This is a genomic window from Nocardioides maradonensis (assembly GCF_054777115.1).
Genome location: NZ_BAAHAZ010000001.1, coordinates 102,227 through 128,139 on the forward strand (window position 1 = coordinate 102,227; position 25,913 = coordinate 128,139).

General features: G+C 72.0%; 26 protein-coding genes. 18 read left to right on the top strand and 8 right to left on the bottom strand.

The features are described 5' to 3' along the window. Nucleotides 1-50 precede the first annotated feature (50 nt). Together ACYVAQ_RS00400 and ACYVAQ_RS00405 are read left to right on the top strand one after the other, a co-directional pair. Nucleotides 51-485, top strand: coding sequence for a hypothetical protein (locus tag ACYVAQ_RS00400; RefSeq protein WP_460786427.1), 435 nt, complete (start codon nt 51-53; stop codon nt 483-485). A gap of 52 nt (nt 486-537) precedes the next feature. Further along, nucleotides 538-897 (top strand): RNA-binding S4 domain-containing protein, encoded by a 360-nt coding sequence (locus tag ACYVAQ_RS00405; protein ID WP_460786428.1) that lies wholly within the window; start codon nt 538-540, stop codon nt 895-897. A 1-nt stretch (nt 898) separates the two neighbouring features. On the opposite strand, the gene ACYVAQ_RS00410 is transcribed toward ACYVAQ_RS00405, so the two are convergent. Further along, nucleotides 899-2,356, bottom strand: coding sequence for a hypothetical protein (locus ACYVAQ_RS00410; protein WP_460786431.1), 1,458 nt, complete (start codon nt 2,354-2,356; stop codon nt 899-901). Between the two features lie 60 nt (nt 2,357-2,416). On the opposite strand from ACYVAQ_RS00410, the gene ACYVAQ_RS00415 reads away from it, so the two are divergent. Then, the gene (locus ACYVAQ_RS00415; RefSeq protein WP_460786432.1) at nt 2,417-3,529 is read left to right on the top strand and encodes a GuaB3 family IMP dehydrogenase-related protein; all 1,113 of its coding nucleotides are present in this window, start codon (nt 2,417-2,419) and stop codon (nt 3,527-3,529) included. 225 nt (nt 3,530-3,754) lie between these two features. On the opposite strand, the gene ACYVAQ_RS00420 is transcribed toward ACYVAQ_RS00415, so the two are convergent. Together ACYVAQ_RS00420 and ACYVAQ_RS00425 are read right to left on the bottom strand one after the other, a co-directional pair. Then, nucleotides 3,755-4,420 carry a response regulator gene (locus ACYVAQ_RS00420; protein ID WP_460786433.1) on the bottom strand — a complete coding sequence of 222 codons (666 nt, stop codon included), beginning with the start codon at nt 4,418-4,420 and terminating at the stop codon, nt 3,755-3,757. A 7-nt stretch (nt 4,421-4,427) separates the two neighbouring features. Next, nucleotides 4,428-5,687 carry a sensor histidine kinase gene (locus ACYVAQ_RS00425; RefSeq protein ID WP_460786706.1) on the bottom strand — a complete coding sequence of 420 codons (1,260 nt, stop codon included), beginning with the start codon at nt 5,685-5,687 and terminating at the stop codon, nt 4,428-4,430. Between the two features lie 180 nt (nt 5,688-5,867). Here ACYVAQ_RS00425 and ACYVAQ_RS00430 point away from each other — a divergent pair, with 180 nt between their 5' ends. After that, on the top strand, nt 5,868-6,176 hold the full coding sequence (locus ACYVAQ_RS00430) for a hypothetical protein (protein WP_460786434.1): 309 nt from the start codon (nt 5,868-5,870) through the stop codon (nt 6,174-6,176). Then, the gene (locus ACYVAQ_RS00435) at nt 6,163-7,497 is read left to right on the top strand and encodes a cytochrome P450 (RefSeq protein ID WP_460786435.1); all 1,335 of its coding nucleotides are present in this window, start codon (nt 6,163-6,165) and stop codon (nt 7,495-7,497) included. The genes ACYVAQ_RS00430 and ACYVAQ_RS00435 overlap by 14 nt, the downstream gene beginning before the upstream one ends. On the opposite strand, the gene ACYVAQ_RS00440 is transcribed toward ACYVAQ_RS00435, so the two are convergent. Continuing rightward, nucleotides 7,463-8,050, bottom strand: coding sequence for a TetR/AcrR family transcriptional regulator (locus ACYVAQ_RS00440; protein WP_460786436.1), 588 nt, complete (start codon nt 8,048-8,050; stop codon nt 7,463-7,465). The two genes, ACYVAQ_RS00435 and ACYVAQ_RS00440, sit on opposite strands and share 35 nt — an antisense overlap. An 83-nt stretch (nt 8,051-8,133) precedes the next feature. On the opposite strand from ACYVAQ_RS00440, the gene ACYVAQ_RS00445 reads away from it, so the two are divergent. The 7 genes from ACYVAQ_RS00445 (at nt 8,134) to guaA (ending at nt 18,578) form a co-directional block, all read left to right on the top strand. Then, nucleotides 8,134-9,252: a phosphotransferase family protein gene (locus ACYVAQ_RS00445; RefSeq protein ID WP_460786437.1), complete on the top strand. Its 1,119-nt coding sequence runs from the start codon at nt 8,134-8,136 to the stop codon at nt 9,250-9,252. Continuing rightward, on the top strand, nt 9,249-10,436 hold the full coding sequence (locus ACYVAQ_RS00450; protein ID WP_460786438.1) for a hypothetical protein: 1,188 nt from the start codon (nt 9,249-9,251) through the stop codon (nt 10,434-10,436). The genes ACYVAQ_RS00445 and ACYVAQ_RS00450 overlap by 4 nt, the downstream gene beginning before the upstream one ends. 137 nt (nt 10,437-10,573) lie before the next feature. Beyond that, nucleotides 10,574-12,028, top strand: a complete 1,455-nt coding sequence (locus tag ACYVAQ_RS00455; protein ID WP_460786439.1) for an aldehyde dehydrogenase — start codon at nt 10,574-10,576, stop codon at nt 12,026-12,028. Nucleotides 12,029-12,188: 160 nt separating this feature from the next. After that, nucleotides 12,189-13,817 (top strand): succinic semialdehyde dehydrogenase, encoded by a 1,629-nt coding sequence (locus ACYVAQ_RS00460; RefSeq protein ID WP_460786440.1) that lies wholly within the window; start codon nt 12,189-12,191, stop codon nt 13,815-13,817. Between the two features lies 1 nt (nt 13,818). Next, nucleotides 13,819-15,546 carry a GMC oxidoreductase gene (locus ACYVAQ_RS00465; RefSeq protein ID WP_460786441.1) on the top strand — a complete coding sequence of 576 codons (1,728 nt, stop codon included), beginning with the start codon at nt 13,819-13,821 and terminating at the stop codon, nt 15,544-15,546. Nucleotides 15,547-15,880: 334 nt separating this feature from the next. After that, entirely contained in the window at nt 15,881-16,945 is a 1,065-nt protein-coding gene (locus ACYVAQ_RS00470) for a hypothetical protein (protein ID WP_460786442.1), read from the top strand. 64 nt (nt 16,946-17,009) lie between these two features. After that, nucleotides 17,010-18,578 (top strand): glutamine-hydrolyzing GMP synthase, encoded by a 1,569-nt coding sequence (gene guaA / locus ACYVAQ_RS00475; protein WP_460786443.1) that lies wholly within the window; start codon nt 17,010-17,012, stop codon nt 18,576-18,578. Nucleotides 18,579-18,581: 3 nt separating this feature from the next. Here guaA and ACYVAQ_RS00480 read toward each other — a convergent pair whose 3' ends face one another. After that, nucleotides 18,582-19,013, bottom strand: coding sequence for an SRPBCC family protein (locus tag ACYVAQ_RS00480; protein ID WP_460786444.1), 432 nt, complete (start codon nt 19,011-19,013; stop codon nt 18,582-18,584). 47 nt (nt 19,014-19,060) lie between these two features. Here ACYVAQ_RS00480 and ACYVAQ_RS00485 point away from each other — a divergent pair, with 47 nt between their 5' ends. The 4 genes from ACYVAQ_RS00485 to ACYVAQ_RS00500 are packed head-to-tail and all read left to right on the top strand — an operon-like array spanning nt 19,061 to nt 21,721. Continuing rightward, nucleotides 19,061-19,948, top strand: coding sequence for a DUF1295 domain-containing protein (locus ACYVAQ_RS00485; RefSeq protein WP_460786445.1), 888 nt, complete (start codon nt 19,061-19,063; stop codon nt 19,946-19,948). Then, nucleotides 19,945-20,727 carry an FAD-dependent oxidoreductase gene (locus ACYVAQ_RS00490; protein WP_460786446.1) on the top strand — a complete coding sequence of 261 codons (783 nt, stop codon included), beginning with the start codon at nt 19,945-19,947 and terminating at the stop codon, nt 20,725-20,727. Before ACYVAQ_RS00485 ends, ACYVAQ_RS00490 begins: the two co-directional genes overlap by 4 nt. Beyond that, the gene (locus ACYVAQ_RS00495) at nt 20,724-21,047 is read left to right on the top strand and encodes a hypothetical protein (protein WP_460786447.1); all 324 of its coding nucleotides are present in this window, start codon (nt 20,724-20,726) and stop codon (nt 21,045-21,047) included. Before ACYVAQ_RS00490 ends, ACYVAQ_RS00495 begins: the two co-directional genes overlap by 4 nt. 56 nt (nt 21,048-21,103) lie before the next feature. After that, complete coding sequence (locus ACYVAQ_RS00500; protein WP_460786449.1) at nt 21,104-21,721, top strand: UdgX family uracil-DNA binding protein; 618 nt, start codon at nt 21,104-21,106, stop codon at nt 21,719-21,721. On the opposite strand, the gene ACYVAQ_RS00505 is transcribed toward ACYVAQ_RS00500, so the two are convergent. After that, nucleotides 21,705-21,848 carry a GPGG-motif small membrane protein gene (locus tag ACYVAQ_RS00505; protein ID WP_460786450.1) on the bottom strand — a complete coding sequence of 48 codons (144 nt, stop codon included), beginning with the start codon at nt 21,846-21,848 and terminating at the stop codon, nt 21,705-21,707. The genes ACYVAQ_RS00500 and ACYVAQ_RS00505 overlap by 17 nt on opposite strands. 146 nt (nt 21,849-21,994) lie before the next feature. On the opposite strand from ACYVAQ_RS00505, the gene ACYVAQ_RS00510 reads away from it, so the two are divergent. Further along, entirely contained in the window at nt 21,995-23,497 is a 1,503-nt protein-coding gene (locus ACYVAQ_RS00510; protein WP_460786451.1) for a hypothetical protein, read from the top strand. Continuing rightward, a complete protein-coding gene (locus ACYVAQ_RS00515; RefSeq protein WP_460786452.1) occupies nt 23,494-24,150 on the top strand; it encodes a DUF305 domain-containing protein in 657 nt (218 codons plus the stop codon). Before ACYVAQ_RS00510 ends, ACYVAQ_RS00515 begins: the two co-directional genes overlap by 4 nt. A gap of 5 nt (nt 24,151-24,155) precedes the next feature. Here ACYVAQ_RS00515 and ACYVAQ_RS00520 read toward each other — a convergent pair whose 3' ends face one another. Both ACYVAQ_RS00520 and ACYVAQ_RS00525 read right to left on the bottom strand, forming a co-directional pair. Then, nucleotides 24,156-24,596, bottom strand: coding sequence for a DUF5709 domain-containing protein (locus ACYVAQ_RS00520; protein WP_460786453.1), 441 nt, complete (start codon nt 24,594-24,596; stop codon nt 24,156-24,158). A 70-nt stretch (nt 24,597-24,666) separates the two neighbouring features. Then, a complete protein-coding gene (locus ACYVAQ_RS00525) occupies nt 24,667-25,836 on the bottom strand; it encodes an ROK family transcriptional regulator (protein WP_460786454.1) in 1,170 nt (389 codons plus the stop codon). Nucleotides 25,837-25,913 lie beyond the last annotated feature (77 nt).

A 25,913-nucleotide genomic window follows, 5' to 3' on the forward strand; every position in this document is an offset into this window, starting at 1 on the left:
CATGGCTGCGGGAGGGCGGGGTACCGCGTCGTCGGCGAGAGGAGCCGACGATGAATCTCAACGACTGGTTCGGAGACGGGAACGACCCCGGCTGGATCGTGGTCTACGTGGTCGTCGCCCTGCTGGTCCTCGGTGGCCTGGCGGTGCTGGCCCGGCGCAAGAAGCGTGACCGCGACCGGGAGCGCGCGGCGTCGATCCGCGCCGAGGCCCGGCGTGACGAGCCTAGGCTCGCGCGTCGTGAGGCCGAGGCGCGCCGTCTCGAGGCGGAGTCCAGCGAGGCCCGCGCCGAGGCGGACCGTCGCGAGGCGATGGCGCGCTCGCACCGGCAGAAGCTGGAGGGCGAGCGCAAGGAGTACGTCGACCGGATGCGCGAGGCGGACCGGATCGATCCGGACGCCGACGGAGCAGCGCACCGCGCCGACACCGCCGACCGGACCGATGTCTCCGACGCGTCCGACCGCGAGCGCCACGACGCCAGCCACTGACAGCGACTGACCTCGGGGGCCCGGCGTATCGTCCCTCCAGCAGGAGGGCGATATGTCGGTGCGGGTGGATGCCTGGTGCTGGGCGGTCCGGCTCTACAAGAGCCGGTCCCAGGCCACGGCCGGCGCGAAGGCCGGACACATCCGGATCAACGGCGCGCGGGCCAAGCCCGCCCAGCCGGTGAAGATCGGCGACGAGGTCCGGGTGTTCACCGACCGCGAGCACGTGGTCGTGGTGAAGCAGCTGCTCGTCAAGCGGGTCGGTGCGCCGGTCGCCGTGCTGGCCTACGAGGACCGCACCCCGGCGCTTCCCCCGAAGGAGGAGCGGCCCGCGCCGGTGTTCCAGCGCGAGCGGGGAGCAGGTCGCCCGACCAAGCGCGACCGTCGGCTCCTCGACCAGCTCCGCGACCGGTGAGTCAGCTCCCGTCCTTGAAGCGGACCAGCCCCACCAAGGTCGCGATGTACGCCGCTCCGTCGGGGCCGATGTAGATCGACGCGTAGTGGTTGTTCCAGGTGATGCCGGTGCCGGTCTTCTGCTGCCACCGGGTCCGGCCGGTGCGGATGTCGAGGGCCGCGAGGTACCAGCTGTCGTCGAGCAGGTTCGACGGTGGCTTCGCGTAGACGTAGACCAGCCCGTTGGCCAGCGAGGTCTTCGGCACCGAGGTCGGCGCGACGATTGGGTTGGTCCAGTCGACGGTGCAGGTGCCGCCGCGTGCCGTCACCTTCGCGGCGCCGGGGGAGCTGGTCTGCCCCAGGATCGTGCTCTGGACGCCGCGGTAGCCGTAGTTGTTCTCCACGATCACCGAGTCCGGCCCGGCCTTGGCCAGGCTGTTCTCGGTGTCGGACGCGCCGGCGGCGAACACCGTCGCCTGGCAGACCCGCCGGCCGGCGGCGGGCCCGGTACGTCGGTAGAACTGCACGTGCATCCGCGGGTCCGCGTTGTCGGTGATCGCGATCAGCCCGTTGTCGAGCAGCGTCGGCGTCGTACCGGATCCCTGGGAGAGCTGGCCCGGCTTCTGCACGCTGCCGCGTTCGTACGCCGCCGCCCACCGCACGTGCGGGACACCGGCCGCGCCGGCGGCGATCGCGTAGAGCTTGTGGTCGGTGACGACGTACACGGCTCCGGTCTCGTCGCCCGACATCGAGTTGAAGATGCCCTCGCCCACGAACCGGATCGTGTGGACCGCGCCTGTCGTCGGCTTGATGACGCCGACCCGTCCCTGCTGCGTCGCGAAGAAGACGTTGCCGGACCAGTCGGGCATCGTCGCGACCAGGCAGTCCTTGCCGGGGACCTGCGCGGAGACGTCGTAGGTCCCGATCTTCCGCAGCGACGTGGCGCCGACCTTGACCCGGATGATCGTCTTGTCGGTCGTGACGACGTAGGCCACGTCGTGGTTGTCGAGGTAGAAGTAGGTGCCGCCGCAGATGTCGGCGAAGGGGTTGCCCACCAGCGAGGTGAGCGGCCGGGTCGAGGTGGTGAGCGTGGCGATCTGCTCCAGCGTGACCGGGTCGATCAGGCGCAGCGCGAAGCCCTCCAGGCCGCCGCACAGCCCGACGATCCGGCCGCGCGAGTCGAACGCGATCGTGGCGCACTCGGAGACGCCGTACGACCGGCTGCTCACCTGCAGGTCGCGACCGAGCGGGCCGCTGACCTGGTAGGCGTTGGTGCCGTAGGCGTCGTTGTGCATCGAGTTGGTGCCGTCGGGCGCGAGGTGCGGGTTCTGCGGCGGTACGTCGGCCACGATCGGCTGTGGCGTCACGGGTGTCACGGTCGTGACGTGCGTGCCGGTGCCGCCGGTGAGGGCGTTCGCGGTCGTGGCACCGAGGCCGAGGGTCAGCAGCGTGGTGGCGAGGAGCATCGCGGTTCTGCGCACGCCAGAACTGAAACCTGTTCTCGTTCTGAGGTCAAGGTTTCCACTCGCTAGGATCCTCCGGTGAGCGAGATCGAGATCGGCCGTGCCAAGCGGGCCCGCCGCGCCTACTCCTTCGACGACATCGCGATCGTCCCGTCCCGGCGGACGCGCGACCCCGAGGAGGTCTCGACCGCCTGGCAGATCGACGCCTACCGCTTCGAGCTGCCGATCCTGGCCGCGCCGATGGACTCGGTGATGTCGCCGGAGACCGCCGTCGCCTTCGGGCGGCACGGCGGCCTGGGTGTGCTCAACCTCGAGGGCCTCTGGACGCGGTACGACGACCCGCAGCCCCTCCTCGCGGAGGTCGCCGGGCTCGAGGGCGTCGAGGCGACCCGCCGCCTGCAGGAGATCTACGCCGAGCCGATCAAGGCCGAGCTGATCACCGAGCGGCTGCGCTTCGTGCGCGACGCCGGGGTGACCGTCGCCGGGTCGCTGTCGCCGCAGCGCACCAAGGAGTTCGCGAAGACCGTGGTCGACGCGGGTGTCGACATGTTCGTCATCCGCGGCACGACGGTGTCCGCCGAGCACGTGTCGTCGCAGGCCGAGCCGCTGAACCTCAAGGAGTTCATCTACGAGCTCGACGTGCCCGTGATCGTCGGCGGCTGCGCCACGCACCAGGCGGCGCTGCACCTGATGCGCACCGGCGCCGCCGGTGTGCTCGTCGGGTTCGGTGGGGGCGCGGCCCACACCACCCGCACCGTGCTCGGCATCGCCGTGCCGATGGCCTCGGCCGTCGCCGACGTCGCCGCCGCGCGCCGCGACTACCTCGACGAGTCGGGCGGCCGCTACGTCCACGTCATCGCGGACGGCTCGATCGGCACCTCCGGCGACCTCGCCAAGGCCATCGCCTGCGGCGCCGACGCCGTCATGGTCGGCTCGCCCTTCGCCCGTGCCACCGACGCGCCCGGTCACGGCTTCCACTGGGGCACCGAGGCCCACCACGCGGACCTGCCGCGCGGCAAGCGGGTCCAGTTCGAGCAGGTCGGCACCATCGAGGAGATCCTGTTCGGTCCCTCCCGCGTCGCCGACGGCACGATGAACCTCGTCGGAGCGCTCAAGCGGTCCATGGCGACCACGGGCTACACCGAGCTCAAGGAGTTCCAGCGGGTCGAGGTCGTGGAGTCAGCCCACTGAGTGTCGGGCCGCTCGGCTGCTGTAACACGCTGTTGTGCGGCTCTCTGCGGGGGCTGTAACACGTGGTTGCGCGAGCTCTCCGCGGGCGCTGTAACACGTGGTTGCGCGAGCTGGTCGCCGGTTCTGGCTGCTAGCAGCCCGTCCGGACAGGCTGCCAGCACCTCCAGCGGGCCGCTAGCTCGCCGGACGACGTGTTACCCCGCCGGACCACGTGTTACAGCAGCGTCAGCCGCCCACCAGCCCGTTGTCGTAGGCGAACACGATCGCGGCCGGCCGATCCCGCAGCCCCAGCTTGCTGAAGATCCGGCCCACGTGGCTCTTCACGGTGAGCTCGGAGATGAACAGCTCGCCGGCGATCTCGCCGTTGGTGCGCCCGGCCGCGATGGCCCGCAGCACCTCGACCTCGCGGTCGGTGAGGGCGTCGACGGCCGGCCCGGTGCGGGCCACCGGCGTCGAGCGGTACGCCGCCAGCACCCGCCCGGTCACGGCCGGGTCCAGCCACGAGCCACCCAGGGCGACGGTCCGCACGGCGCGGATCAGGTCGTCCGCGGGGGAGTCCTTGAGCAGGAACCCGGCTGCGCCGGCCCGCAGCGCGCCGGACAGCAGCTCGTCGTCGTCGAAGGTCGTGAGGACGAGCGCGGGCGGCGGGTCGGTGCGCTGCTGCAGCGCCTCGATCGCCGAGATGCCGTCGACCTGACGCATCCGCAGGTCGATGAGCACCACGTCGATCGTGTCGCCGAGGGAGTCGACGGCCGCGGGCAGCTCGGCACCGTCCGCGCACTCGGCCAGGATCTCGAATCCGTCACGACGGCGCAGGATCCGGCGCAGGCCGGAGCGCACGAGCTCCTGGTCGTCGACGAGCACCAGGCCGACGGGCTGGGCCGGGATCACCGCCGGATCACCGCGCCTCCGCTGTCCGGGCGGACACCGCGGGCAGCAGCCCCACGGGGCAGTGCGGCCCGGACCGGCCCACGGGCAGCCGGAGGTCCACCACCCAGCCGTCGTCCGAACCGCCCGCCGACAGCGTCGCCCCGAGCTGCTCGGCGCGGGCGTGCATCCCGGCCAGCCCGGAGCCGGCGCCGAGCCGGTGCCCGGTCGGCACGGCGTTGCGCACCGACAGCCGGACCTCGGCATCCGCGGCGACCAGGCGCATCGTGACCGGTACGCCGGGCGCGTGCTTGGCCGCGTTGCTCAGCGACTCCTGCGCGATCCGGTACAGCCCGAGCCCGGTCGGCTCCGGCAGCCCGGAGAGGTCACCGCGCTCGTCGTACCGCACCTCGAGGCCGGCAGAACCGAACTGCTCGACGAGGCCCGCGATCCCGGCCGCGCCCGGCAGCGGCGCCAGCGGGCTGGGGCCGGTGGCCAACGTGCTGACGGTGGCCCGGATGTCGGTCATCGCCTGGCGCCCGACCGCCTCCGCGTCGGCCAGCGCGGCGTCGACCTCGGTGACGGTGGCCGCGACCTCGTCCGGCGAGGTGGGCGCGCCCAGGTCGCGCAGCGCGTGCCGGGCGCCGGTCAGGTGCAGCATCGTCACGCTCAGCGAGTGCGCGACGAGGTCGTGGATCTCGCGGGCGATCCGCTGCCGCTCGGCCATGGTCGCCTGCTGCCAGGCCTGCTCGCGCGCGATCCGCTCGGCCGCGAGGGCGCGGCCCTGCCAGAGGATCATCGCGCCGACGACGTACCCCAGCAGGATCGTGAGCAGCTGGAAGGGGAGCACGGCCAGGTCGGTGAGGGCGGCGTGCACGCCGAGGACCGTGGCGGAGATCAGCGCGACCGCCGTTCCGGGGCGGACACCGTCGCGGCCGGTCGACTCGCCGGTCACGCACATCAGCAGCACCGGCACCGCGTCGAGGCCGGCGAAGTGCGGGCTGGTCGGCGTGGCCAGCAGCAGCGCTGCGCCGGTCATCGCGCCGAGGATGTCGACGTACCAGGGAAGCCACACGCCGCCCACCAGCTGGATGACGCCGGCGGCCGGCACGAGCACCAGCACGGCCCACAGCGGGCCGATCGGCCACAGCGCGTCGCGCAGGCTCAGCGCCACCACGGCGCACACGAAGGTCGCGGCGCAGGTCAGCACCGGGACGTACCAGGGGTAGGAGATGCCGTGCGCCAGGCAGTGCTCCTCGATGCGGCGCTTCCACCGCGTCCCCAGGGCCATCACGCCGCCCAGCGTAGATCCGCCCGTGGGCGGTCGGCATCCGTCCGCGGGCGGCACCCGATCTCCTCCCGCGGTAGGACGCGGGATGCGGTCCACGGGGCGATGCTGGAGACGTCCCCGGCCGCCTAGCGTCGATGGCGTCGAACCGGCACCGAGCCGGCCGCGGACGAGGAGGACGTCATGGGATGGAGCGAGACCCACCGCCGGTGGCAGGTGCTGCGGCAGCTCGAGACGGAGCTGGCCGGTCCGGATGCGCCGCTGCCGTGGAGCGAGGAGCACGCCGAGCTGTTCGGCGACCGCGCCACGATGCTGGCCATGCTGCGCTACCGCTGGGAGCTGGCGTGCGACGCCCAGGTCGACCCCAGCCTGCCGGAGGCCGTCCTCGACGAGCAGCGCCGGCGGATCGACGAGCGCTTCGCCGGCGTACGCCGGATCCTGGAGCGCCACGCGCACCTCACCGAGGACGGGAGCGACCATGTCGCCGCATGAGGTGCGCGAGGAGGCGAGGACCTGGGGCCGCTGGGCCTTGGGGTTCGGCTTCGGTCGGACGATGATCCGGCTCGGGGCGCGGCGCGGCGCCCTCTCGGCCCGGCTCGCCATCGACCCCGAGCTGCACCGCGACCCGGTGCCCGGCTTCGAGGGGCTGCGCCGGCAGGGCCCGCTCGTCGTCAACGGCCCGATGGCCGCGGCGGTCGGGCACGCCGCCTGCAACGAGATCCTGCGCAGCGAGGACTTCGGCGTCGGCGGCGGGCACGGCGAGCTGCCGGTCCCGCTGCGCCGGCTGCTCGCCCGGATCTCCGATCCCGGCGTGATGGGTCCGCTCGACCCGCCCTCGATGCTCGCGGTGGACCCGCCCGAGCACAGCCGCTACCGCCAGCAGGTCGCCCGCGCGTTCACCGCCCGCAAGGTCGGCCGGATGGTCGACCGGGTCGAGGAGGTCGCCGTCCGGCTGCTCGACGAGCTCGAGGGCGAGACCGGTTTCGACCTCGTCGAGCGGTACGCCGCCCTGCTGCCCGTCGTCGTCATCTCCGAGCTGCTCGGGGTGCCCGAGGAGCACCGCGAGCGGGTGCTCGCCCTGGGCAACCTGGCCGCGACCACGCTCGACCCGGCGCTGACCTTCCGGCAGTACCGCGCGGCCGAGGCCGCGATGCGCGAGCTGCACACGATGTTCGCCGCCCACGTCGAGGAGCTCCGGCGCGACCCGGGCGAGGACCTGCTCAGCCAGATCATCACCTCCGACGCCCCGGACCCGCTGTCCGACACCGAGCTGCACCAGGTCGGGCTGCTGGTCCTCGGCGCCGGCTTCGAGACCACCGTCAACCTGATCGGCAACGCCGTGGTGCACCTGGACCGCCACCCGGACCAGCTCGCGGGTCTGCTGGCCGACCCGGACGGCTGGGCGAACGCCGTCGACGAGACGCTCCGGTTCGACCCGCCGGTCCAGATGACGATGCGGGTCGCGCAGCGCGACACGGTCGTGGCCGGCGTACCCCTGCGGGCGGGAATGCCGACCCTGGTCATCCTCGGCGGCGCGAACCGCGACCCCGACGTCTTCGCCGACCCGCACCGGTACGACGTCACCCGACCCAACGCTGCCGAGCACCTCGCCTTCTCGGCGGGTGTGCACTACTGTATCGGCTCCAGCCTCGCCCGGCTGGAGGCCGCCACGGCCCTGCGCCTGCTCTACGAGCGCCACCCCGACCTGCGCGTCTCCGGCACGCCCGAGCGGCGGGAGACCCGGGTGCTGCGGGGGTACGAGCGGATCCCGGTCGCCGTCAGGGACGGAGCCCGCGCACCAGCGTCGCGGTGAGCCGGTCCGCCCACGCGTCGTCGAGCTGCCCGGGCGTCAGCAGCACGCCGGCGATGATCGTGCCGATCACGACCTGGAGGAGGTCGGTCGCGCGCGCGTCGGGGTGGGCCTCGCCGTCGGCGATCGCCCGCTGGAGCCGCTCGTCGATGGCCTGGAACGCGCCGGCGAACCGCTCCAGCATCGCCGCGTGCAGGTCGGGCCACGTCGTGATCTCGCTGAGCAGGGCCGGGAGCGCGGCCGCGCCGACCGGGGAGCACAGCGCGTCGCGGGTGCCGCGCACGATGCCGGCGACGTCGGCCTCGAGGTCCTGGCCGAGGCTCATGTCGAGCGCGAGCTCGCTGGGGAAGGCGGCTTCGTGGATCAGGTGGGGGAGCGCCGGCCAGCGCCGGTAGAGGGCGCTCTTGGTGGTGCCCGCGCGCTGCGCGACCGCTGCGCCGGTGACGGCCGCGTAGCCGCCGTCGGTGAGCAGCTCGCGCACCGCCGCCAGGGCCGCCTGCTCGATGCGCGGGTCGCGCGGGCGGCCGGTCGTACGCGCCCGGGAGGTTGCTGGCACGGACCCCTTCCCTTCTTTCGAGACCGAGAGTACCGTAACCAACCGAGGTAGAACCTGTTCTAGATCGTTGGTCAGGAGATGCAGTGACCCAGCAGACGCCGCCCGACTTCCACCTGCAGCGCTCCAGCCGGGACGTCGACGCCCTGACCGGCCGCCTGGAGGAGTGGCTCGCGACCCAGCTGCCGGCCGGTGCCGGGCCGCGGGTCACCATCCACGCGGGCATCGATGCCAACGGCATGTCGTCGGAGACGGTCGTGCTGGACGTCGCCTGGGTCGAGGACGGCTCGCCGAGGGTGGGGGAGTACGTCGCCCGGGTCGCGCCCGCGGCGGAGGACGTGCCGGTGTTCCCGGCGTACGACCTCCGTGCGCAGTACGACGTCCTCCGCCTGGTCCGCGAGCAGTCGGACGTGCCGGTGCCGGGTGTGCGCTGGCTCGAGCCGACCGGGGAGGTCATCGGCTCACCGTTCTTCCTGATGGACCGGGTCGGCGGCGTCGTCCCGCCGGACGTGATGCCGTACCCGTTCGGCGACAACTGGCTGTACGACGCCTCGGCCGACGACCAGCGGAGGCTGCAGGAGAGCACCGTCGCGGTGCTGGCCGGGTTGCACGCCCTGCCCGCCGACGACTACGCCTTCCTCGCCCCGGCCGAGCCGGGCAGCACGATGCTGGCGCGCAACCTGGCGCACCTGCGCGGGTGGTACGCGTGGGCCGCCGCCGACATCGGTCGCTCCCCGATGGTGGAACGCGCGCTGGCGTGGCTGGAGGAGCACCTGCCCGCCACCGACGAGGCCGTGCTCTGCTGGGGCGACGCCCGGATCGGCAACGTCCTCTACGACGACTTCGCGCCCGCCGCCGTCCTCGACTGGGAGATGGCGACCCTCGGCCCGCGCGAGATGGACGTCTCGTGGCTGGTGTTCGCGCACCGGGTGTTCCAGACCATCGCGGCCGTCTTCGAGCTACCCGGCATGCCGGACTTCCTGCGCGAGGAGGACGTGCGGGCGGCGTACGAGCGGCGCACGGGGGTCTCCCTCGGCGACCTCGGCTGGTACCACCTCTACAACGGCGTCGTCTGGTGCGTGGTCTTCATGCGGACCGGCACACGGCAGATCCACTTCGGCGAGATCGAGCGGCCCGACGACGTCGAGACGCTCTTCCACTGCAAGCCGCTCGTCGAGCAGCTGCTGGCGGAGGTGGGCGCATGAGCTGGACCGGTGCCGCGGGGACCGAGGCTGGCCTGCACGGTGAGTACGTCGGCCTCGGCCCCCTCGACGAGTACCCCATCCACCAGCTGCCGCGACCGGTCACCTGGTCGGGCAGCAGCGACCGGAACTTCTACGACCGCTCCTACCTCAACGCGCACGACCGGACCGGCGACATCTTCCTGATCTCGGGGATGGGCTTCTACCCGAACCTCGGCACCAAGGACGCCTTCGTGCTGGTCCGCCGCGGCGACACCCAGACCGCGGTGCACCTCTCCGACGCCGCCGACCCGCGCGGCGCCGACCGGATGTCGCACTCCGTCGGCGGCTACCGGATCGAGGTGGCCGCGCCGCTCAAGCAGCTGCGCGTGGTGCTCGAGGAGACCGACGGGATCGGCCTCGACCTGACGTGGCGCGGGCTGTTCCCGCCGGTCCAGGAGCTGCCGCACGTGATGCGGCAGGGGACCGGGACTACCCTCGACGCGCAGCGCTTCGCACAGGTCGGCTCGTGGGAGGGCGTGATCCACCTCGACGGCGAGGACATCACGGTCTCGCCGGACATCTGGATCGGGTCGCGCGACCGGTCGTGGGGGATCCGCCCGTCAGGGGAGGCCGCTCCGGCCGGCAAGCCCGCGGACCCGGCCTTCGAGGGCATGTGGTGGCTCTACGTGCCGATCGCGTTCGACGAGTTCTGCCTGTGCGTGATCATCCAGGAGACCCCGGACGGCTACCGCACCGTCAACGACTGCACCCGGGTGTGGAAGGACGGCCGGGTCGAGCAGCTCGGCTGGCCGCGGGTCGAGGTGCGCTACGCCTCGGGCACCCGGGTCCCCACCGGCGCGACCCTGCACTGCACCACGCCGCGCGGCGAGGAGGTCCGCTTCGAGGTCGCCTCGCACCTGCCCGTCCCGATCCACGTCGGCGGTGGGTACGGCGGCGACTCCGACTGGGCCCACGGGGTGTGGAAGGGCGCAGGCTTCACCGAGCGCCTCACCTACGACATGAACGACCCGGCCGTCGCCGGGCGGGTCATGTTCGGCGTCATCGACCACGTCGGGTCCGCCACGGTGCACGGCCCCGGCGCCGGCGTACCGGACGGGTCGCAGGGGTGGGGGCTCTTCGAGCACGGCGCCCTCGGCCGCCACGACGCCTCCGGCTTCTCCGACTGGTTCACCCTCGCCGATTGATGGGCCGAGCGTGGCTCCGACGGCCTCGGCCTCACAGCACAGAACCGCTCGCAGGCTGCGGTCCGGAGGCGGCCGATCCGCCTCCCGCCACGCTGCCGGCCAGTGGCACTCGATCTCGACCAACTAGGAAACGGCAAATGGAATTCGATCGCGACGCCCTCTTCATCGGTACGACGTGGGCCAAGCCCGCCACCGACACCCTGCTGGAGGTGGTCAGCCCGCACACCGAGGAGGTCGTGGCGCGGGTGCCCGAGGGCTCGGCCGCCGACATCGACGCCGCGGTCGCGGCCGCGCGGACGGCGTACGACGAGGGGCCGTGGCCGCGGATGAGCCCTGCGGAGCGGATCTCGGTCATCGAGAGCCTGTCGGTGCTGTACGCCGGACGCCTCGACGACATGGCTCGCGTCATCTCGACCGAGATGGGGTCGCCGATCTCCTTCTCGAGCCTCGCCCAGGCGCCGGCTCCGTGGATGCAGATCGAGGCGTTCCTGACCATCGCGCGGGAGTTCCCGTGGGAGGCGACGCGGCCCGGGGCTCTCGGTGGTGACGTGCTCGTCCGGCACGAGCCGGTGGGTGTGGTCGCGGCGATCCCGCCGTGGAACGTCCCGCAGTTCACGGTGCTGTCCAAGCTGATCCCGGCGCTCCTGGCCGGCTGCACCGTGGTCGTGAAGCCCGCGCCGGAGGCACCGCTGGACGGCTACCTGCTCGCCGAGCTGCTGGTCGAGGCGGGCGTGCCCGAGGGCGTCGTGTCGATCGTGGCCGGGGGCCGCGAGGTCGGCGAGCACCTGGTCCGCCACCCCGGCGTCGACAAGGTGGCGTTCACCGGCTCCACCGCGGCCGGCCGGAAGATCGGCGCGATCTGCGGCGAGCAGCTCAAGCGCGTCTCGCTCGAGCTCGGCGGCAAGTCGGCGGCGATCGTGCTCGACGACGCCGACCTCGCCACGGTCGTCGAGGGCATGAAGTTCCTCGGCGTCATGAACTCCGGCCAGGCCTGCGTGGCGCAGACCCGGGTGCTGGTGAGCCGGGAGCGCCACGACGAGGTGGCTGCCGCGCTGGCCTCGGCGATCGGCGACATGGTGGTCGGCGACCCGCTCGACCCCGCGACCGAGATCGGCCCGATGGTCGCGCGTCGGCAGCAGGAGCGGGTTGCGTCGTACATCGCGATCGGGGAGCAGGAGGGCGCCAAGCTGCTCGCCGGCGGCCCCGGCATGCCAGCGGGTCTCTCCACCGGTTGGTACGTCCGTCCCACCGTCTTCGCCAACGTCGACAACCGGATGCGGATCGCCCAGGAGGAGATCTTCGGCCCCGTCCTCTCGGTCATCCCGTACGTCGACGTCGCCGACGCCGTCCGCATCGCCAACGACTCCGACTACGGCCTGGCCGGCACCGTCTGGACCGCCGACCAGGACGCCGGCGTCGACGTCGCCCGCCAGGTCCGCACCGGCACCTACGGCGTCAACACCTACACGATGGACTTCGCGGCCCCCTTCGGCGGCTACAAGGCCTCCGGGCTGGGCCGGGAGTTCGGGCCGGAGGGCCTCGCGCAGTACACCGAGCTCAAGTCGGTCTACCTCACGGCCCCGCCGGTGTAGCGGGTCTCCTCGGGAGGCGCGTGCCGAACGCCGTGTGGCGCCTCGGCTCGGCGGACCGGCTGCCGGGATAGATCTATCCCCGCACCTACCGCGACACTGTGTCGCATCTGTCCTTCGATACCGGTTCTACTGAGCGGTAACCGCGAGTACCCTCGGCCCCATGAGCGCGTCCAACCCTGTGCCAGACCCGAGGCCCGAGCCGATGATCGACGGGCCGCACGACCCCGAGCACGACCCGCGAGCGACGTACGTCCTGGAGCCGTCGTACGTCGCCCGGCTGACCGACCGGATCCTCTCCACCACCGGCCGCACCCTCCCGCTGATGTCTCCGCTCGACGGGGCGCCGATCGCCCAGATCCCGCAGTCCAGCGCCGACGACGTCGCCGACGCGTTCGCGCGCGCCCGCGCCGCGCAGGTCGAGTGGGCGAGGACCTCCCTCGAGCACCGCAGCGAGGCCCTGCTGCGGCTGCACGACATCGTGCTCGACCGGCTTCCCGAGGTCCTCGACCTGATCACGCTGGAGTCGGGCAAGGCCCGCAAGCACGCGTACGACGAGGCGCTGCACGTCGCGCTGACCGCCCGCTACTACGCGCGGACCGGTCACCGGCACCTCGACAGCCAGCGCCGCTCCGGCGTGATCCCGGTCCTGACCCGCGTCGACCACAACCGGATCCCCAAGGGCGTCGTCGGCATCATCTCGCCGTGGAACTACCCGCTCACCATGGCGATCTCGGACGGCATCCCGGCGCTGATGGCCGGCAACGCGGTGGTCACCAAGCCGGACGCGCAGACGATGCTGACCGCGCTGCTGGGCGCCGAGATGCTCGAGCAGGCCGGCATCCCGCGCGACCTGTGGGTCGTCGTGGCCGGCCCCGGCCGTGAGCTCGGTACGCCGATCATCGAGCGCTCCGACTACATCTGTTTCACCGGCTCGACCGCCACCGGCAAGATCATCGCGAAGCAGTGCGCCGACCGGCTGATCGGCTGCTCGCTCGAGCTCGGCGGCAAGAACCCGATCCTGGTGCTGCGCGACGCGGACATCGAGAAGGCCGCCGAGGGCGCGGTCCGCGCGTCCTTCTCCAACGCCGGTCAGCTGTGCGTGTCGACCGAGCGGATGTTCGTCGCCGACCAGGTCTACGACAAGTTCGTCGAGCGGTTCGTCGCGCGGACCCAGGCGCTGACCCTGGGCGCCGGTCACGACTGGGAGATCGACATGGGTGCGCTCATCTCGCAGGACCAGCTCGACACCGCGGTCGCCCACGTCGAGGACGCCCGCGCCAAGGGCGCCACGGTGCTGGCCGGTGGTCGCGCGCGGCCCGACCTGGCGCCGTACTTCTTCGAGCCGACGATCCTCGAGGGCGTCACGCCCGACATGACCTGCTTCGGTCACGAGACCTTCGGCCCGGTCGTCAGCGTCTACCGCTTCCACGACGAGGCCGAGGCGGTCGCCCGTGCGAACGACGGTGAGTACGGGCTCAACGCCTCGATCTACACCCAGGACGGCAAGCGCGGCCGTGAGCTCGCCCAGCAGGTCAAATGCGGCACCGTCAACATCAACGAGGGCTTCGCGTCGGCCTTCGGCAGCATCGACTCCCCGATGGGCGGCATGCGCGAGTCGGGCATGGGCCGGCGCCAGGGGGCCGAGGGCATCCACCGCTACACCGAGTCGCAGACCGTCGCCACGCAGCGGGTGATCAAGGTGGCGCCGAACTTCGGCATGTCCGCCGAGACGCACGCCAAGCTGATGACGCTCAGCCTGCGCGTGCTCAAGAAGCTGGGGAAGGCCTGACATGACCGAGCACGACTCTGGGTTCGACTACGACGTCGTCATCATCGGCTCGGGCTTCGGCGGCTCGGTCTCCGCGCTGCGGCTGACCGAGAAGGGCTACAAGGTCGCCGTCCTCGAGGCGGGTGCACGCTTCGAGGACAAGGACTTCGCCGACAACTCCTGGGACCTCAAGCGCTACCTGTTCGCTCCGGCGGCCGGCTGCTACGGCATCCAGCGCATCGACGCCGTCCGCGACTGCCTGATCCTGGCGGGTGCGGGCGTCGGCGGCGGCTCGCTGGTCTACGCGAACACGCTCTACGAGCCGCTCGACGCGTTCTACCGCGACAAGTCGTGGGCGCACATCACCGACTGGAAGGCCGAGCTGGCGCCGTACTACGACCAGGCCAAGCGGATGCTCGGCGTCGTCGAGTACGCCGACATGACGCCCGCCGACGAGGTCATGAAGGCCGTCGCGGAGGAGATGGGCGCGGGCGACACCTTCCACCCGACCCCGGTCGGTGTGTTCTTCGGTGGCCCCGACCAGACGCCGGGCGAGCGGACCACCGACCCGTACTTCGGCGGCGCCGGCCCCGAGCGCAACACGTGCACCAACTGTGGTGAGTGCATGACCGGCTGCCGGCACAACGCCAAGAACACGCTGGTCAAGAACTACCTCTACCTGGCCGAGCAGAACGGCGCCGTGGTCCACCCGCTCACCACCGTCACCCGGGTCCGCGCGCTGGACGGTGGGGGCTACCGGGTCGACGCCCGCTGGACGAAGGCGAAGCTGTCCCGGCGTACGGCGACCAGGACGTACCGCGCCCAGCACGTCATCTTCTCCGCTGCCGCGCTCGGCACCCAGAAGCTGCTGCACCAGCTCAAGGCGGAGGGTGACCTGCCGCTGCTGTCCGACCAGCTGGGCTACCGCACCCGCACCAACTCCGAGTCGATCCTCGGCGCCATCGCGAAGGCCGACGACCCGACCGACTACAGCCGCGGTGTCGCGATCACCTCGTCGTGGCACCCGGACGAGGTCACCCACATCGAGCCGGTGCGCTACGGCAAGGGCTCCAACGCCATGTCGCTGATGCAGACCGTGCTCACCGACGGTGACGGCCCGGGCCCGCGCTGGAAGACGTGGCTGAAGGAGATGTGGCGCGAGAAGGCCAACATCAAGAACCTCTACGACGTCAAGCACTGGTCGGAGCGGGTCGTGATCGCGCTGGTCATGCAGACGGTGGACAACTCGATCATCACCTCGCCGAAGAAGATCCCCGGCCTCGGCTGGCGGCTCACCTCGCGACAGGGCCACGGCGAGCCGAACCCGTCCTGGATCCCGGTCGCCAACGAGGCCGTCCGGAAGATGGCCGAGCACCTCGGCGGCACCGCCGGCGGCACCATCGGCGAGCCGTTCAACATGCCGCTCACGGCCCACTTCATCGGTGGCTGCACCATCGGCGAGACGGCCGAGACCGGCGTCGTGGACCCCTTCCACCGGGTGCACGGGTACGACGGCCTCCACATCGTCGACGGCTCGACCATCTCGGCGAACCTCGGCGTGAACCCGTCGCTGACGATCACCGCCCAGGCGGAGCGGGCGATGGCCTACTGGCCGAACAAGGGCGAGACCGACACCCGTCCCGCGGCCGGTGAGGCCTACCGCTCGATCCAGCCGGTCGCGCCGAAGGCGCCCGTCGTACCAGACGAGGCTCCTGCTGCGTTGCGCTTGCCCATCGTGGGGGTCAACTGATGTCATGGAGAGGTCTGGAAAGTTCCTCGGGAGCGGCGTAACCCGCCGAACCACCTCTCGTTGAATGCACGAGCCCGGGATTCACGCTCCCTCCCGACGCCCGGGCTCGGTCCAGGCACTGTCCATCAGTTGCGTGGACAACCAGGGCCCGACCACCCTCCCTCCCCGGTCGGGCCCTGGCGTGCTTTTTGCGGGTGGGAGGGGTTTGCGTCGCACCTGATCATCTGGCCCCTTTTCGACGTGAAAAGGGGCCAGATGATCAGGTACGAGGGAGGCCGGGTGAGACCTGTGGATAGAGAACGCACCGATGCCGCGTTAGGCCGACGCTGGTCCGATGAATCGAGACAGCATCACTCGTCCGGGCGTCGTGGTTCCTGTGCCGGCGGGAACGGGAAAACCGGGCCTGCCGACCCGGAAGCAAGCACGCGGTCGCCGTTACCGACGAACGGGACCGAACCTGTTCGTGCCCTCGGACGTCGACTCGACGGTCGCTGACCAACGCATCGTCGAGGCAGCGACAGCAGCGCCGACAGCGGCTATCACGGGTTGGGCCGCGCTGCACTGGCTCGGGGCGCCTTGGTTCGAGGGGACGACCGGCCGCGGTGGTCTCTTGCCGGTACCGCTGGCAATCGGCGACAGCCGCTGTCTTGCGCCACGCGCGGGCGCCCTGGTGAGCGAGGACTGGCTGTTCGCCGATGACGTGGTGGTGGTCGACGGAGTCCGAGTCACGGTTCCGGAGCGTTCCGTCAGCTGGGAGGTCAGACGAGCGCATTCACTCGAACGCGCTGTGCAGATCATCGATGTGGCGGCGTACGCAGATCTGATCGACCTGGAGTCTCTCGCCGCCTATGTGGCACGCCTGCCCGCCCGACCGGGTGTCCGTCAGCTCCGCACGGCGCTCGACATGGCAGACGAAAACGTGTGGTCGCCGATCGAGCCGATCATGCGGGTCCGCTGGCTGGGCGACGAGCGTCGCGCCCGCTTGCGGTGCAACGCTCCGATCTTCGACCCTCAAGGCGCGCACCTCCTGACGCCCGACCTGTTCGATCCGGTCGCAGCAGTCGGAGGGGAGTACAACGGTGGCGTGCACGACGATGACGCACCTCGTCGGCGCGACCTCGATCGCGAAGAGCTGGCGAAGCGGCTCGGCATCGAGCTGGTCACGATGATGCGCGGCGACCTGCGCGATCCAGGCCCCTTCCTGCGACGGTTGAACGGGGCCTACCGACGGGCGGAGCGGCGAGCAGACGCACGGGGTCGGTGGACGTTGACGCAGCCGGATTGGTGGGTAGACACCTCGACGGTGGCGGCTCGTCGTGCCTTGTCGCCGGAGCAGCGCGATCGATGGCTGCGCTATCGCGTCGTACCTGATCGTCTGGCCCTGAATTCGGCGAAGTAGGGGCCAAACGATCAGGTACGACGGCGAATCGGGCCCACCCCCGCCCCGCCGATAGGATCCGCCCATGACCGAAGAGCACGATCTGGTCCTGGTGGTCGACTTCGGGGCGCAGTACGCCCAGCTGATCGCCCGGCGCGTCCGCGAGGCGAAGGTCTACTCCGAGATCGTGCCGCACTCGATGCCCGTCGCCGAGATGCTGGCCAAGAAGCCGGCGGCGATCATCCTGTCCGGCGGCCCCTCCTCGGTGTACGCCGACGGCGCCCCGGGCATCGACGACGGCATCTTCACGACCGGTACGCCGGTGTTCGGCATGTGCTACGGATTCCAGCTCATGGCCCGCGGCCTGGGCGGCGAGGTCGACAACGACGGCGCGCGTGAGTACGGCCGCACCCCGGTGACGATCGGCGCCGCCGGCACCCTGCTCAAGGACATCCCCGCCCAGCACAACGTGTGGATGTCGCACGGCGACTCCGTGCGCCGCGCGCCCGACGGCTTCACCGTGCTGGCGAGCACCGCGGACACCCCGGTCGCCGCCTTCGAGGACACCGCACGCGGCCTCGCCGGCGTCCAGTGGCACCCCGAGGTCCTCCACTCCGAGCACGGCCAGCGGGTGCTCGAGCACTTCCTCTGGGACATCGCGAAGTGCCGCCAGACCTGGACCATCGGCAACATCGCCGAGGAGCAGGTCGAGCGGGTCCGCGCGCAGATCGGCCCCGAGGGCCGCGCGATCTGCGGCCTGTCCGGCGGCGTCGACTCCGCCGTCGCGGCGGCCATCGTGCAGAAGGCCATCGGCGACCGCCTCACCTGCGTGTACGTCGACCACGGCCTGATGCGCAAGGACGAGACCGAGCAGATCGAGCGCGACTTCGTCGCCGCGACCGGTGCGAAGCTCGTCGTCGTCGACGCGGAGAAGCAGTTCCTCGACGCGCTCGCCGGTGTCAGCGACCCCGAGACCAAGCGCAAGATCATCGGCCGCGAGTTCATCCGCACCTTCGAGGGCGCCGAGCTCGAGATCATCAAGGACGCGCCCGAGGGAAGCAAGGTCGGCTTCCTGGTTCAGGGCACGCTCTACCCGGACATCGTCGAGTCGGGCCACGGCGCCGGCGCCGCCACCATCAAGTCCCACCACAACGTCGGCGGCCTGCCGGAGGACCTCGAGTTCGAGCTCGTCGAACCTCTCCGGGAGCTGTTCAAGGACGAGGTGCGCGCCGTCGGCGCCCAGCTCGGCCTGCCGGAGGTCATCGTCCACCGCCAGCCGTTCCCGGGCCCCGGCCTGGGCATCCGGATCATCGGCGAGGTCACCCGCGAGCGCCTCGACATCCTCCGCGAGGCCGACGCCATCGCCCGCGAGGAGCTGACCAGGGCCGGGCTCGACCGCGACATCTGGCAGTGCCCGGTGGTGCTGCTGGCCGACGTACGCAGCGTCGGTGTGCAGGGCGACGGTCGCACCTACGGCCACCCGGTCGTCCTGCGTCCGGTCACCTCCGAGGACGCCATGACGGCCGACTGGGCGCGGCTGCCCTACGAGGTGCTCGAGCGGATCTCGACCCGGATCACCAACGAGGTCCGCGAGGTCAACCGGGTCACCCTCGACGTGACCTCGAAGCCCCCGGGCACTATTGAGTGGGAGTGAGGCTCAGCCCTCCAGCAGCGCCTTGGCGCGGTCGAGGGCGGCCATCTCGCCGTCCATCGACTTCTGCACCGGCTTGCCCATGAACCTCTCCTTCGCGCCGCCGCCCAGGTCGGCGTCGAGTGTGAACGTGACGGCGGTGCCGCCGTCGGCCTCCCGGAACTCGTAGCGACCGACCGGCTGCACCGGTCCGGCGACCCCCTTGAAGCCGTACGACGAGGTCGGGGTGTAGTCGGTGATCTCGATGTCGGCCGGGATGCCGCGCCCGAGCGGGCCCTTGATGGTCTGGTGGACGACCGCGCCGACGGCGGGCTCGCCGTGCGCGTGGATGTCCTTGACGCCGGTGCGCCAGGACGGCTCGTTGGCCGGGTCGGTGAAGAAGGCGAAGACCTTCTCGATCGGTGCGGCGATGGTGACGGTGCGCGATGCGTGCAGCATGTGCGCATCATCGCAGGTCGCGACATGCTAGAACGTGTTCCACTACGATGCCGGGGGTGAGCAAGGCTGCCTCCCTGGCCCGGGTCGGGATCGTGTACGTCGTCGCGCTGGCCGCCGCCACCGGCTGGTTGGCCCTCGGCCCGGACACCGGCCGCCTCTGGCTGGACGCGCTGGTCGCCGACCTGATCGCCACGGCCGTGGTGTTCGTGGCGAGCCGGATCCACCGCAACTCCAGCTGCTACGACCCGTACTGGAGCGTGCTGCCGCCGTACCTCGTGGGCTTCTGGCTGGTCCAGGACCGCCCGGGTGTCGACCACGCGCGGGCCACGCTGCTCACGATCGTCGTCGTGGTCTGGGCGATCCGGCTGACCGCGAACTGGGTGCTGGACTGGCCCGGGATGCACCACGAGGACTGGCGCTACCCGATGCTGCGCGGCCGGGCTGGCCCCGCCGAGGCCGTCGTCGACCTGATGGCCATCCACGTCTTCCCCACGGTGATCGTGTTCCTCGGTCTGCTGCCGGCGTACGCCGTGCTCACCCGCCCCGGCCGCGGGCTGAACGCCCTCGACGTCGTCGCCGCGGTCGTCGGCCTGGCCGCTCCGATGCTCCAGCTCGTCGCCGACGCCCAGATGCGCGCGTTCATCCGACGACGACAGCCGGGGCAGGCGATGGACCGCGGCCTGTGGGCCTGGTCGCGGCACCCCAACTACTTCGGCGAGATCGCGTTCTGGTGCGCGCTCGCCCTGTTCGGCGTCGCCGGCGCACCGCACGACTGGTGGTGGCTGGTCGTCGGCGCGGTGGCGATGATCGCGATGTTCGAGGGCGCCAGCATCCCGATGATGGAGGAGCGCAGCCTGGAGCGCCGCCCGGCGTACCACGACGTCATCGACCGGGTGCCGCGCCTGGTCCCGCGACCGCCGCGCCGTCCGTCGTGACGCGGATCGTCGTCGCGGGGCTGGGGGACACCGGCCTGCTGACCGCGATCCACCTGGCCCGCCACTGCGACCTCGAGGTCGTCGGCATCTCCAGCCAGCCCGGGCTGGTCAGCGGCCAGGAGCTCGGCACCCGGCTCGCGCGCCCCGAGGACTGGCAGCGCGACTACCGGATCGCGTTCGAGCGCTACCGGGCCCTCGACCGGGTGCGGCTCCGGCACGCCGAGGTGACCGGGCTCGACCTCGCCACCCGGACGCTCCAGGCCCGCGACGTCGGAGGGCGCGACATCGAGGAGCCGTACGACGTCTTGGTCATCGCCACCGGTGTCCGCAACGGATTCTGGCGTACGCCGGACCTCCGCACCGTCGACGAGGTGACCGCCGCCCTCGCGACCGCGCACGCCCGCCTGGCCGGCAGCAGCACGATCCTGGTCGTCGGCGGGGGAGCGGCCTCGGTCAGCAGCGCCCTCCAGCTCGCGCTGCGCTGGCCGGGCACGCGGGTCAGCCTGGCGTTCCCCGGCGAGCGCGGCCTGCCGCAGCACCACCCGCGGACCTGGGCCAACGCGGCCCGGAGGCTCGAGGCCGCCGGGTCGAGCTGCTGCCCGGTCGGCGCGCCGTCGTACCGGACGACGCGGAGGCGATCACTGCCGGCCCCGTCGCCTGGCAGACCGGCCACGCACCGACACCGGCCGACGCGGTCCTCTGGACGATCGGCCGCGCCCGGCCCAACACCTCCTGGCTGCCGCAGGACCTCCTCGACGCGCACGGCTTCGTCCGCGTGACCCCGGCGCTCCAGCTCCCCGCTCACCCCGAGGTCTTCGCGCTCGGCGACGTCGCGGCAACCGACCCGCTGCGGGCCTCGGCGCGCAGCCGTGCCGACACGCTCGTGGCCCGCAACGTCCGGGCCCACCTCGCCGGACGGCCCCTGCGCCACTACCGGCCGCCCCGGCACCGCTGGGGGTCGGTGCTCGGCGTCGAGCCGGACGGCCTCCGCGTCTTCGCCCCCAACGGCCGCCCGTTCCGGTTCCCCGCGTGGACCGTCGACACCCTCCTGCAGCGCTGGATCGTCCGCCGCGGCATCTACCGCGGCGTGCGCGACTGACCCGCCCGCGATCGGGTACCCGCAGGCGTGCGACCCGACCGACCCGGCGCCCAGCAGTGGGTGCCGGACGCCCCCGCCTCGAGGACCTGTACGCCGCCGCGCAGGCCTGCCACGGCTGCGAGCTCTACCGCGACACCACCCAGGCCGTCGTCGGCGTCGGCCCGGCGAGTGCCGACCTGGTGCTGGTCGGTGAGCAGCCCGGCGACGTCGAGGACAAGGAGGGCGAGCCGTTCGCCGGCCCCGCCGGCCGGCTGCTCGACCGGGCGCTGGAGCACGCGGGGATCGATCGCGGCTCGACGTACCTCACCAACGCGGTGAAGCACTTCGCCCACCACCTGGTCGGTCGCCGCCGGATCCACGACACCCCGAAGGCGGGCCAGGTCACGGCGTGCGCGCCCTGGCTGCGGATCGAGCTCGACCTCGTCGGCCCGACCGGGGTCGTCCTCCTCGGCGCGACGGCCGCGAAGGCCGTCCACGGCCCGTCCTTCCGCCTCACCGAGAGCCGGGGACGGCGCCTGGACTGGCCGGAGCGCTACCCGCTGGCGAGCACCCCGGAGTGGAACCTCGTCACCCTCCACCCGTCAGCCGTGCTGCGGTCCGAGGACCGCGACGCGGCGTACGACGGGCTCGTGGCTGACCTCCGGGTCGCGGCCGGGCTCAGTGGAAGATGCTGACGCCTCCCGGACCGACGAGCAGGCCGACGACGATCAGGACGACGCCCCACAGGACCTCGCCGCGGACCAGGCTCACGATCCCCGCGATCACCAGGATCACCGCGATCAACCACAGGATGAACAGCATCGTCGTCTCCTTCGTCGGGGCCTCTCGGCCGGTGACGTGAGGTACCCGCGGCGACCACCGCCAAACGCCGGACATGCCTTGACGGGCCCCGGTGCCGGCACGATAGTGCCGCGGAGTCGTCGCCCGGGCGGCCGGGAAGGAGCGGCATGCGGGTCCGGCGTACGACGTGGGGGATGGTGGCCGGCTTCGTGCTGTGCGCGCTCGGGGTGAACGTGACGGCATCGGCGGACTCCGGGTTCACCGGACCGACCCTGCCGGCCAACGACCTGGAGGCGATGATCGGGCTGGCGGCGGGCGGGCTCGCGACGATGAAGACGCCCGTGGTCGTGCCGTCGCCGCCGCTGAGCGCGGTGCCGCGAGCCCGGTGCGGCCCCGGCTCGCGGCCGCTCGCCGGCATGCAGGGTCGGGTCACCCAGGCCGACGTCGACTCCCCGGCTGCGAGCCGCGGCTGGACCTGCAACGTCACCCAGGTGAGCCGCTTCGCCACGCCGGGCGGTTGGCGCGTGTGGCGCTACCGCGACCCGCACGGGCACACCTGCGTCTACTACGACACCTCGTTCACCGCGCCCGCGAACATCATCAGCGTGGCGGGCGGTCCCTCGCTCGGCGTACAGGTCCTCGACGCGGCGCGGCCGGGAGCGCTGCACCACACCGCCACGCTCATGTCGCTGGCGATGCTCTCGCCGCACGAGTCGCTCAACCTCAACGCCAAGCGCGGCCTGCTCGCCGCCGAGGTCGGCAACGGTCTGACCCTCCCCGGCACCTTCGACGTGTACGACGTCCACTCCGACTGTCGGCACCCGCAGCTTCTCGCGCAGCGGGCCATCCCCACCGGTCACGAGAGCGGGTTCAGCCCGGACGGCCGCACCTTCTGGGTGGCCGGTGGCGCGGGCTACATCACCGCGTTCGACCTCACGAACCCGCGCCAGCCCCAGCAGATCTGGAAGGGCGCGTACTACGCGCACGGCATCAGCGTGTCCGCTGACGGCCGCACGATCTACCAGACCGATCCCATCAACGGGAACCTCGGGCTCATCGACGTCAGCCAGGTCCAGGACCGCGTGCCCGACCCACAGGTGCACGACATCAGCCGGATCACCTGGCCGACGGTCTCGATCCCGCAGAACTCGGTGCCGTTCACCCGCAACGGGCACCAGTACCTGGCCGAGTTCGACGAGTTCGCCTTCCGCTTCAACCCGGCCACCGTCGCCGACCGGGTCGGGGCGACCCGCATCATCGACATCGACCACCCGGCCCGGCCGCGCGTCGTGGCGAACGTCCGGCTCGCCATCAACATGCGGGCGAACCACGCGGCGGCCGCGTCCGACCCCTCGCCGCTGCCGCCGTACACGGTCTTCGGCGGAGCCATGCACTACTGCGCCGTCCCGACGCGGAACAACCCCACGATCCTGGTCTGCTCGGCGCTCACCTCCGGTCTGCGCATCTTTGACATCCGCGACCCGGCCCACCCGAAGGAGGTCGGCTACTTCATCGCGCCGCCGCGGGCGGGGCACCTGCTCGGGCTGCTGCCCGGCGACTTCGCCACGTCGCAGCCGGCGTTCGACCCCGCGCACCGCGTCGTCTACTACTCCGACGCCGGGGCGGGCCTGTACGCGTTGAGGCTGAACAGCCGGGCCTGGCCCCGGTGACGGCAGCGGTACGCCGACGCACCGTCCCGCTCCTCGCGCTGGCCGTCGTCGCCGTCGTCGCCATCGTGGCGGCCGTCGTCGCCGGGTTCGCGCTGGGCCGGGGGAGCGCGCCGGCCCCGGCGACGTCGCGGCCGAGCGCGGTGGACGTGGGGTTCAGCCAGGACATGGCCGTCCACCACGAGCAGGCGATCCTGCTGTCGACCCTCGCGCAGACCCGCGGCACCCGCACGGTCCGCACCATCGCGAACGGCATCCTGGCGGGGCAGTCGCAGGAGCTCGGGGCGCTGCGTGGGTGGCTGCGGCTGTGGGGCGAGCCGGCCGTGGACCCGCAGCCGATGGCCTGGATGGGCGGCGAGCGGGTGATGCCGGGGATGCCGGGGATGGTCATGCCGATGCCCGGCATGGCGACGGGCGGTCAGCTCACCCGGCTGGCGCAGCTGCAGGGCAGGCGCTTCGACGTGCTGTTCCTGCAGCTGATGATCCGCCACCACCAGGGCGGGATCCTGATGGCCGCCGACGCCCGGCAGCACGCGGCGCTCGGCGTCGTGCGGGACGCGGCGGCATCGATGATCGTGCAGCAGGTCGAGGACATCGGCGCGATGCGGGCGCTGCTGCGCGCCGACGGCGGGCGTCCGCTGCCCGCGCCGCGCTGACCCGCCTACTCCTCGTCCTCGACCTCCTCGTCGCCGTCGATGATGTGCATGGCGGCCTCCTCGGCGCTGGCCGCGGCGCCGTCGATCCCGACGTCGTCGCCCCACACGTCCTGCTCGACGTGGTCGCCGTTGTCGTGCGCCACCAGCCGCCCGGCCCGTCGTGAGCCGACCTCGTGGTCGCCGGGTCGCTCCTGCTCGTCAGGGTCCTCGTCCTCGGCGTACGGATCGGGATCGGGCTCCTCCTCGGCCAACCTCATCGACAGCGGCTCGTCGTGCTCCGCCTCCCACGGCGTGTTGCCCCAGCGTTGGCCCGCGGAGTAGCGCTCCGGCGGGGAGTAGCCGCGATCGAGCTCGTCAGCGACGTCGTTGTCGTCCAGGGTGTCCTCGGGCTCGAGCTGGTTCTCCTCGTCCACGCTGTAGTCGCCGTACGAGTCGTTCTCGGTCATTCCGACACCTCCTGAGGCTGGGATCTCCCCAACGTACGGGCCAGGAGACGGTCGCGGAAGGGACCAGGCCTCAGGCGGGCACCCGCAGGTCGGTGCTCTCGGCGGCCAGCAGCACCGCGCCGACCAGGCTTGCCCGCTCGCCCAGCTCGCTGGCCCGCACTGGTGTGGCGGTGGCCGAGTCGAGGGCGTGCCGACGCAGCCCCACCCGGGCCGGCTCGAGGAGCACCTCGCCGGCCTTGACCAGCTCGCCGCCGATCACGACGACCTCGGGGTTGATCAGGTTCACGATGGTCGCGACGGCCCAGCCGAGGTGCAGCCCGGCGTCCTCGAAGGCGCGCCGAGCCGACACGTTCCCGCCCTGCGCGGCCGCCACGACCGCGTCGAAGTCGGCGTCCGGGAGCTGGTCGGCGAGCATCTGCACGATCACCGAGGTCGAGGTGTAGGCCTCGACGCACCCCCGGCTGCCGCACCGGCACAGCGGCCCGTGCTCGTCGAGGGTGAGGTGGCCGATCTCGCCGGCGGTGCCCTGGGCGCCGCGGAAGACCCGGTCGTCGAAGATCAGCCCGGCGCCCACGCCGGAGGAGATCTTCACGAACACCACGTTGTGGCTGCCGTGGGCCACCCCGACCCGGTGCTCGGCCAGCACACCGAGGTTCGCGTCGTTGTCCACCTTGACGGGTACGCCGAACACCTCGGCCGCCAGCGCGCGTGCATCGGTCCCGTCCCACCCCGGGAAGATCGCGGGGGTGCCGATCGTGTCGTGGATGACGGGGGCGGGCAGGCCGAGCCCCACGGTGCGCAGCGTCGCGCCGGCCGGGATCAGCCGGTCGGCGACCTCCCGCGCTCGGGCCAGCGCCTCGGCGGGCGGCAGCTGGACCTCGAGGGTGTGCCGCTCCTCGGCGAGGACGGCGCCGGTGAGGTCGCCGACCGCCACCGACAGGTGGCTGTGGCCGAAGTCCACGCCGACCACCACGCCCACGCTGCTGGACAGCCGCACCGCCGAGCCGCGGCGCCCGGCGCCCGCCTCGGCCTCGACCAGCCCCTGGGCGGCCAGGTCGCGGACGATGTTGGAGATCGTGGCACGGGCCAGCCCCGTCGCTCGGGCGAGCTGGGCCTGGGTGTGCACCGTCCGCCCGCCGTTCTCGGGCAGCGTCTGGCGCAGCACGTCCAGCACCCGCTGCTCGTTGGCGATGCGCAGCGCGGCGGCGGATCCCGTCGGTTGCTCGGCCGCGTCGCTCATGGGGAGCACCTTGCCCGCCGTACTGACAAATGGTCAAGGGTTGTTCATTAACGGCCTGAAAAAGAAAAACGATCACA

Excerpts from the sequence above, each read along its gene's own strand:
- ACYVAQ_RS00505 (WP_460786450.1), bottom strand. The coding sequence starts at position 21,848 with ATGCTGTTCATCCTGTGGTTGATCGCGGTGATCCTGGTGATCGCGGGG.
- ACYVAQ_RS00450 (WP_460786438.1), top strand. The coding sequence starts at position 9,249 with ATGAGCTGGACCGGTGCCGCGGGGACCGAGGCTGGCCTGCACGGTGAG.
- ACYVAQ_RS00425 (WP_460786706.1), bottom strand. The coding sequence starts at position 5,687 with ATGGCCCTGGGGACGCGGTGGAAGCGCCGCATCGAGGAGCACTGCCTG.
- ACYVAQ_RS00460 (WP_460786440.1), top strand. The coding sequence starts at position 12,189 with ATGAGCGCGTCCAACCCTGTGCCAGACCCGAGGCCCGAGCCGATGATC.
- ACYVAQ_RS00405 (WP_460786428.1), top strand. The coding sequence starts at position 538 with ATGTCGGTGCGGGTGGATGCCTGGTGCTGGGCGGTCCGGCTCTACAAG.
- ACYVAQ_RS00430 (WP_460786434.1), top strand. The coding sequence starts at position 5,868 with ATGGGATGGAGCGAGACCCACCGCCGGTGGCAGGTGCTGCGGCAGCTC.
- ACYVAQ_RS00480 (WP_460786444.1), bottom strand. The coding sequence starts at position 19,013 with ATGCTGCACGCATCGCGCACCGTCACCATCGCCGCACCGATCGAGAAG.
- ACYVAQ_RS00435 (WP_460786435.1), top strand. The coding sequence starts at position 6,163 with ATGTCGCCGCATGAGGTGCGCGAGGAGGCGAGGACCTGGGGCCGCTGG.
- ACYVAQ_RS00525 (WP_460786454.1), bottom strand. The coding sequence starts at position 25,836 with ATGAGCGACGCGGCCGAGCAACCGACGGGATCCGCCGCCGCGCTGCGC.
- ACYVAQ_RS00465 (WP_460786441.1), top strand. The coding sequence starts at position 13,819 with ATGACCGAGCACGACTCTGGGTTCGACTACGACGTCGTCATCATCGGC.
- ACYVAQ_RS00470 (WP_460786442.1), top strand. The coding sequence starts at position 15,881 with ATGAATCGAGACAGCATCACTCGTCCGGGCGTCGTGGTTCCTGTGCCG.
- ACYVAQ_RS00520 (WP_460786453.1), bottom strand. The coding sequence starts at position 24,596 with ATGACCGAGAACGACTCGTACGGCGACTACAGCGTGGACGAGGAGAAC.
- guaA (WP_460786443.1), top strand. The coding sequence starts at position 17,010 with ATGACCGAAGAGCACGATCTGGTCCTGGTGGTCGACTTCGGGGCGCAG.
- ACYVAQ_RS00455 (WP_460786439.1), top strand. The coding sequence starts at position 10,574 with ATGGAATTCGATCGCGACGCCCTCTTCATCGGTACGACGTGGGCCAAG.
- ACYVAQ_RS00485 (WP_460786445.1), top strand. The coding sequence starts at position 19,061 with ATGCCGGGGGTGAGCAAGGCTGCCTCCCTGGCCCGGGTCGGGATCGTG.
- ACYVAQ_RS00510 (WP_460786451.1), top strand. The coding sequence starts at position 21,995 with ATGCGGGTCCGGCGTACGACGTGGGGGATGGTGGCCGGCTTCGTGCTG.
- ACYVAQ_RS00400 (WP_460786427.1), top strand. The coding sequence starts at position 51 with ATGAATCTCAACGACTGGTTCGGAGACGGGAACGACCCCGGCTGGATC.